We start from the raw sequence: 7,084 nt of genomic DNA, 5'->3' as shown, positions 1-7,084 counted from the left end.
TCGTCGTGATCGCCGCGTCCGCGGTCGCCGCCGGCTGGACCGCCGTCACCCGGCTGCTGCACCCAACCGAGGTGACCCACCTGCCGTGGGTGCTCGCCGCAGGGATCGTCGGGTTCGCCGGCAACGAACTCGTCGCCCAGTACCGCATCCGGGTCGGGCGACGCATCGGCTCCGCGGCGCTGGTGGCCGACGGGCTGCACGCCCGCACCGACGGCTACACCTCCCTCGCCGTCGTCTTTGCTGCTCTCGGTGCCTGGGTCGGCTGGCGGTGGGCGGACCCGGTCATCGGCCTGGTCATCGCAGTCGCCATCACCTTCGTGCTCAGGGACGCCGCCCGGGAGGTGTACCGGCGGCTCATGGACGCCGTCGACCCGGCCCTCGTCGACCAGGCCGAGACCACCCTGCGGGCTGTGCACGGGGTCCGCGACGTCCCCGCAGTGCGGCTGCGGTGGATCGGCCACCGCCTCCACGCCGAGGCCGAACTGGTCGTCGACGCGGACCTGAGCCTGGTCGCCGCGCACGAGATCGCCGCCGACGCCGAGCACCAGCTCACCCATGCCGTGCCGCGGCTGACCAGCGCCACCGTCCACGCCGACCCGCACAGCTACGCCGGCGCGCACCACCACCCCGACCTGTCCCACCAGCGCCGCAACCTCCCGCCGACAAGCTGAGCGTTGGGATGCCGGGCCCCCGGTGACTAACTTGAGCTTTAACCTGCTGGGCGGCGGTATCGACCCCGGCTGATCATGGGGACAGCCCTTGATCGATCATTCCTCTTGTCTAGGGAAGAAGATCGCAAACCAAGGGCTGTCTGGTGATCAGTGTGCACGATGCCGGTGCGTTCGACGCCGTCGGGCGGCTAGCGGCGTTCCGGCGTGAGGTCCATTGTTGTCTGACCGCTCGCCGGGACGCGTTGTTCGAGCTGGCAGACGCGCTGTTGTGCGCAGACGCGCCGGTGCGGTCTCTGGTGGAGTTGTCGCTGGTGGGTGAGCACCGCCGCGGTCACGGCTCGCTGTACGCGGCGTTGAACCGCGGCCGGATCGACATCGAGCGGCTACGGACCGCGGTGGCGGCAGTGCCGCTGCCGCGGGCCGCGGACGGGCGGATCGTTCTGGCGGTGGACGTGACGTGCTGGCTGCGGCCGGAGGCGCACACCTGCCCGCAGCGGGTGCTGTGTCACACCTACGGGCGTGGCAAGGACACCCACATCGGGGTTCCGGGCTGGCCGTACTCGTTCGTCACCGCCCTGGAGGCCGGGCGCACCTCGTGGACCGCGCCGTTGGACGCCCGCCGGCTGGCGCCCGGCGACGACGCCGCCACGGTCACCGCCGGCCAGTTACGGGACGTGGTGCAGCGGCTGATCACCGCCGGGCAGTGGCAGCCTGGTGATCCGGACGTGTGGATCGTCGCGGACGCCGGCTACGACGGGCCCCGGCTGGCGTTCCTGCTGGCCGATCTACCCGTGCAGGTTCTGGTGCGGATGCGTTCCGACCGGGTGCTGCGCCGACCCACGCCACCCCGCCTGCCCGGCACCACCGGCCGCCCACGACGCCACGGCGGCGAGTTCATCTTCGGCGACCCCGCCAGCTGGGGAGACCCGGACGCCGCCACGACCACCGACACCCGCCTCTACGGCACCGCGACCGCCCGGGCCTGGCACCGGCTGCACCCCAGGCTCACCCACCGCACCGCCTGGACCGCCCAACACGGCCCGCTACCGATCATCGAAGGCACCGTGATCCTGCTGACCGTCGACCGGCTGCCCAGCGGCGCCACCGCGAAACCCGTCTGGCTCTGGTGGTCCCAACCCGCCGCCACCACCGCCGAGGTCGACCTGCTCTGGCAGGCGTTCCTGCGCCGCTTCGACATCGAACACACCTTCCGCATGCTCAAGCAGACCCTCGGCTGGACCAGCCCGAAACTGCGCGACCCGCACGCCGCCGACCGCTGGACCTGGCTGGTGCTGGCCGCCTACACCCAGCTACGCCTCGCCCGAGGCGCCGTCGCCGACCTCCGCCGGCCCTGGGAACGCCCCGCACCACCCGAACGACTCACCCCAGCCCGCGTCCGCCGCGCGTTTCGGCACCTACGCACCAAAGCCGGCTGCCCCGCCGCCGCACCGAAACCGAGCCGACCAGGCCCCGGACGGCCGCCCGGACACCCCAACCGCCACCGAGCCGCCCGCCACGACGTCCACATCGTCACAGCCGCCACCAGCAACAAGCCGAACAGCAGCACCAAGAAAACGAAGACCTCGAATAACCCGAGGCCACGCCGCACAGGTTAAAGATCAAGTTAGCCTGCCCTGAGCACGTGCGACGGGAAGGTGGTCACGGGATGGGCGCAGAACACGGCGATCGTACTCCGCCGGCGTCCGGGTGCGCCGCCTCGTCGCGGCGGTGATCGTCCCGATGATGGCGGCGACCGTGGTCGCGCTGGCGATCCTGTGGCCGCGCGAGGACACCCCGACCGACCCGTCCGGCGCCAACGACCGCAGGCTCGGCACCGTCACCGCCATGCAGCTGCGGGAGTGCGCGCCGGACGAGGTTGTGGAAACCCCGACCGGCATGACGGTGAGCCGCTGCGGACAGTCACGGTCCGCATCACCGAGGGCGCCGAGGCCGGCCAGACCGTAGAGACCCAGGTCCCCAATGGACCCGGCGCCCCCAGCGTCGACATCGGCGACGACGTGGTGGTGCTGGTCCTGACCGACCCGGCCGACCCGTCCAGCCAGCAGTACGCCATCAGCGATCACCAGCGCGGGGTGCCGCTGATCTGGCTGACCGTGCTGGTCGCCGTCGCGGTGATCGGCTTCGGCCGGCTGCGGGGCGCGGCCGCCCTCGCCGGGCTGGCGGTCACCTTCGCGGTGGTTCTGCTGTTCGTCCTGCCAGCCATCGTCGCCGGTCAGCCACCCCTGCTGGTGGCGGTGGTCGGCTCCGCCACGATCATGTTCGTTGTGCTGTACCTGACCCACGGAGTGTCGGTGCGCACGTCCGTGGCGGTGCTGGGCACCCTGACCAGCCTGGTCCTGACCGGGGTGCTGGCGGTGCTCGCCATGCGCGTCACCCACATGACCGGCTACGGCAGCGAGGACACCAGCACCCTGGGCATCTTCTACCAGAACGTCGACCTGCACGGGCTGCTGCTGGCCGGCATCATCATCGACTCCCTCGGCGTGCTCGACGACATCACCGTCACCCCAGGCCGAAACCGTGGCGGAACTCGCCGCCGCCAACCCCGCCATGTCCCGCAGAGGGCTGTACCGGGCGGCGAACCGCGTCGGCCGGGCGCACATCGCCTCCGTGGTCAACACCATCGTCCTGGCGTACGCCGGCGCATCCCTGCCCGTCCTGGTCCTGATCCTCGGCAGCGGCCGAGGGATCGCCGGGACGCTGAACAGCGAGTTCATCGCCCAGGAGATCGTCCGGTCCCTGGTCGGCACCCTCGGCCTGGTGGCGGCGGTGCCGCTGACCACCGCCCTGGCCGCCCTCGTCACGGCCGGCCGCAGCCGCAAGCCCGCGACCGATCCGAAGGGGGAGACTCCACCGCGCCCCCGCCCTGCCGACCCGGACCAACCCGCCGCCGTCGGCGCCGACCGAGCCCGGCTGGCCAACCCTTGGGAGGACCCTCAACCGGGCGACACCGACTGGCCATGACCCGGTGCGGGCCCGGGCGTCGCCCGTCAGCCACACCTGACCCCGACCTGACGTCGGCGCGGTCGGATATGACGGCTCCCACAACGAGCCCGGGTGCCGGGCCTGGTACCGGCAGGCGGAACTGGTCACCAGACGGGCCCGTCTCACGGTCGCCGAACCGGTCCCGGATCTGACCCGCGATGTCCTCACCGCGGTGTCCTCGCAGGCGGCCCCGCGCCGGCCGCGTGCGGTGACCGTCCGTCGCGGCGCTCTCGGAGTGCTGGGGGCGGCGCAGATCCTGCTCGCTGCGGCGCAGGTCACCACCCTCGCCAGCGCCCCCCACCCAGGGCACGGCGCAATGGATGCGGCCAGCATGGATCACCTCTGGCACGAGTCCGCGTCCTGGAACGCTGCGGTCGGCGCCGGGCTGCTGTGGGTGGCAGCCCGCCGGCAGCGCACCGCCGGTGTGCTGCCGATCCTCAGCGCGTTCGTGGCCGTGTTGGCCCTGCTCAGCGTCGCCGACGTCGCCGCCGGCCGGGTGCAGTGGCCCCGGCTGGCCAGCCACGCCGTGGTGGTGCTCGCCGTGGCCGTGGCCGCCATGATCAACCGGGTGGACCGCCAGCCCCGCACGCCGCGCGGCGAGGGGTCACGCTGGCAACTGCCTCTGGACAACCAGCCGCCACCGCCGCAGGCACGGCTGCGGCTCCTCCCGAGGGACGGCACGGCTCTGCACGCGGTCCGTAACCGGCTCGGCGTGCCATCGTGGCGGCCGTCAATGGGGGGAACTAATCGCGACCGCCGGACGACTACTATCCGGGGCGTCATCGCGTCCCGCGCGGCATCGAGAAGGGCGAGGACCATCGTGATGCGAGGGTGGACGAGGACGGGCGTGCTGGCCGGCGGCGCTGTCGCGGCACTGCTGCTGACGGCGGGGCCGGCGTCCGCGCACGTGGAGGTGTCGGCGGACAAGGCCCAGGCCGGGGCCACCGACAGCGTGTTGACCTTCGTCGCCGAGTCCGAGTCGACGACCGCTGGCATCACCGCCCTGCGCGTGGTCCTGCCCGCCGGCATCAAACCGGCGGACGTCACCTGGGTTAGCGGACCCACCGGATGGGCCCTCAAGACCGCCGCCGACGGCTACACCGTGTCCGGGCCGGCGGTGCCCGCCGGCAAGGACGCCGAGTACGCCGTCCGGGTCCGGCAGCTGCCGACCGACATCCGGCAGCTGGTGTTCAAGACCTTGCAGACCTACAGCGACGACCACGTGGACCGGTGGATCGAAGAACCGAACTCGGGAGGCGCCGCGGATAACCCCGCACCGGTGCTGACCGTGGCCGCGGCACCCGCAGGCGCCGCGACGTCTCCGTCCGCCGCGCCTACCCCGAGCGCCTCCGCGCCGGCCACCGACGCGTCCTCCGCCGCAACGCCCGCCCCCGCCGCAGATGAGCAGGACGCGGGGACGCCGGCCGTTGTGTGGCTGCTCGTGATCGCCGCGGGCGCCGCCGCAGTCGGCGGGCTCTGGTGGGCCTTGCGCCGGCGCCGGGCATGACCACCGGGTCGGCTGCGGGAGAAGCTCAGGCGTGATGCGGCTTACCGGCCACGTCGATGGGTTCGATGCCCGCCGCCGGCAACGCGAGGGTGACATGGTCCAAGGCCATGGCCAGTCCCGACTCCGTCACGGCTTGATCTCCTCCAACGGGACCACCCGGTCTTGCGGCTCAAGGCCCGGGCTGGGGGCATCGCCCGCTCCAGTCGGCGCAGCCACCGCAGGAACGAACACGGCCGTCCCGACGGCCAGGACAACCACGTCCATCGGGATCCATATCACCAGGCCGGAAAGGTGCTGGTCGATCAACGGGTCCCCGCCTCGGGGTGCCAGACCCTGGACCTCGTAGAGCGTGGCCGGGGCGAATGTGAGCACGGCGGCGTGTCCGGCTGCCGCCACCACGGCGAGGACCGCCGGACGGCGTAGCGATCGCGAACGGCGGACGTGCGCCGTGCTGGGCGCGAGCGGGTGCGGTTCGCCGGTCATGGCGGCGACGGCGTGCAGGTACGCCTTGATGTAGGTGGTGGTGGCGGGTCCACCGCGGTCGGTGTGCCCGACGTAAGCACGCGCGATGCCGTAGCCGAAGTGGCGTTCTAGCCAGGTGAGGGTGGTGTGCCGGAGCCAGTGGGTGGAGAGGCCCTGGGCGGCTACCCATGGCAGGCGTTCGCCGATGCGCTTCCAGAGGTGGTCGTAGCGGCGGCTGCTGATCGGCCGGCCGTTGCGGTAGCGCAACAGCCGGTCGGTGGGCAGGACCGCGCCCCGAGCCTGAGCGTGTTCCTGAAGACGCGCGGCGAGGGTCGGGGTGATGGGTTGCCAGCGCAGGGTGCCGCCCTTCTCCGTGAGGCGGACCAGGCAGTGGCGGGTATCGAGGTCGACCAGGCGGAGGGCGAGGGCGCCGCCACGGCGGCAGGCGGTTTCGGTGTGCAGGCGCAGCAGCAGGGCGTCGAGGATGACGTCGTTTCCGCTGATACACCACCACGTTGATGTCCTGCAGTTCCTCGGGCGTTTTCGGGCCGCCAACGTGGCCAAAAAGCGGCCAGAGCTCGATCGACCGCGCGCCCGCCCAGGCTCGAAGCACACGGATTCGGGTTTGATCCCTAGGCCGCCAGAGCCTGCGCGACGACCGCCGGGCGGACAAAGTGATCCGCAAAGCGCCCTCCGAGCTGGACGACGTGGCCCTCGGCCCGTCCAACCCCAACCTGGAGGGCCCTATTTGTTCACAACCACTACCCCAGTCGGCCTTTTGAAGGCACGAGGCTGACGTAGCTGGTCCAGTTCCGCCGATTCGCATCGCTCACGCCTCCCACTCCTCAGGGCCGGGCGGACACGGCGCCCAGTACGGCAGATAGATGGTCCGCCACGAGTGCGAACACGCCGCCTGACGTGCCCGGACTCCGCATGGCAGCCACATCACGGACCACAACCGGCGCGCCGGGAATTAGGCAACAGAGTCGCGCAACCCGGCGGGAAGTAGTGGCCTTCTCGCGAGGATTGCCGCAGCGGCGCTGATGGCGTTGGCGAGATTGCTGGTCGGGTTGCTGGCCACGGCTACATGCAGGTGGAGCTGACCCGTCCCGCAGGTCACCGACGGCCGCCCTACGGCTGACGCGTCTCGCCCACAACCCGTGGTTGGTCGATCACGCCGACCGTCTCTTCTCAAGATCCCTATCGTTCGTCTTTCCGCAGGTGGTGCTATACGGTCAGCACGTGAGAATCGAGCGTCATTGGTGGAACGGGGACCGGAGTCCGCGAGGGCGCCGCGACGTCTACATCCGCACCGACGGCCAGCGATGGGAAGTAGAGGCGCAGACCGGCGGCATCGCAGGCCGGTCGAAGCTACACCACTGTCCGAGTCGGGCGTCGGCAAAGATCCTCGCCGACGCGTGGCTGGGGGGCCGGCCGG

At 71.6% G+C, this 7,084-nt stretch carries 6 protein-coding genes and 1 pseudogene; 6 read left to right on the top strand and 1 reads right to left on the bottom strand.

Features of this window, described 5'->3' with window-relative positions:
* The 5 genes and pseudogenes from ONA70_RS33555 to ONA70_RS33540 form a co-directional block, all read left to right on the top strand.
* A partial coding sequence (locus ONA70_RS33555; protein WP_265010499.1) for a cation diffusion facilitator family transporter occupies positions 1-671 on the top strand: 671 nt, incomplete at its 5' end.
* A 143-nt stretch (positions 672-814) separates the two neighbouring features.
* Entirely contained in the window at positions 815-2,287 is a 1,473-nt protein-coding gene (locus ONA70_RS33550; RefSeq protein ID WP_265010498.1) for an NF041680 family putative transposase, read from the top strand.
* Positions 2,288-2,326: 39 nt separating this feature from the next.
* A pseudogene (locus ONA70_RS33545) lies at positions 2,327-3,139 on the top strand (YibE/F family protein); the annotation flags it as partial.
* A gap of 73 nt (positions 3,140-3,212) precedes the next feature.
* Positions 3,213-3,656 carry a YibE/F family protein gene (locus tag ONA70_RS37085; protein WP_406601296.1) on the top strand — a complete coding sequence of 148 codons (444 nt, stop codon included), beginning with the start codon at positions 3,213-3,215 and terminating at the stop codon, positions 3,654-3,656.
* 193 nt (positions 3,657-3,849) lie between these two features.
* The gene (locus tag ONA70_RS33540; protein WP_265010497.1) at positions 3,850-5,184 is read left to right on the top strand and encodes a DUF1775 domain-containing protein; all 1,335 of its coding nucleotides are present in this window, start codon (positions 3,850-3,852) and stop codon (positions 5,182-5,184) included.
* A gap of 126 nt (positions 5,185-5,310) precedes the next feature.
* Here ONA70_RS33540 and ONA70_RS33535 read toward each other — a convergent pair whose 3' ends face one another.
* Positions 5,311-6,201 (bottom strand): tyrosine-type recombinase/integrase, encoded by an 891-nt coding sequence (locus tag ONA70_RS33535; protein WP_265010496.1) that lies wholly within the window; start codon positions 6,199-6,201, stop codon positions 5,311-5,313.
* Positions 6,202-6,810: 609 nt separating this feature from the next.
* On the opposite strand from ONA70_RS33535, the gene ONA70_RS33530 reads away from it, so the two are divergent.
* Positions 6,811-7,084: hypothetical protein (locus ONA70_RS33530; protein WP_265010495.1), on the top strand; the 274-nt coding region annotated here is incomplete at its 3' end.

It is taken from the genome of Micromonospora yasonensis (genome assembly GCF_026013475.1).
Lineage (GTDB): Bacteria > Actinomycetota > Actinomycetes > Mycobacteriales > Micromonosporaceae > Micromonospora > Micromonospora yasonensis.
The sequence above is the reverse complement of the archived record's forward strand: the minus strand, read 5'-3'. Positions and strand labels throughout refer to the sequence as shown.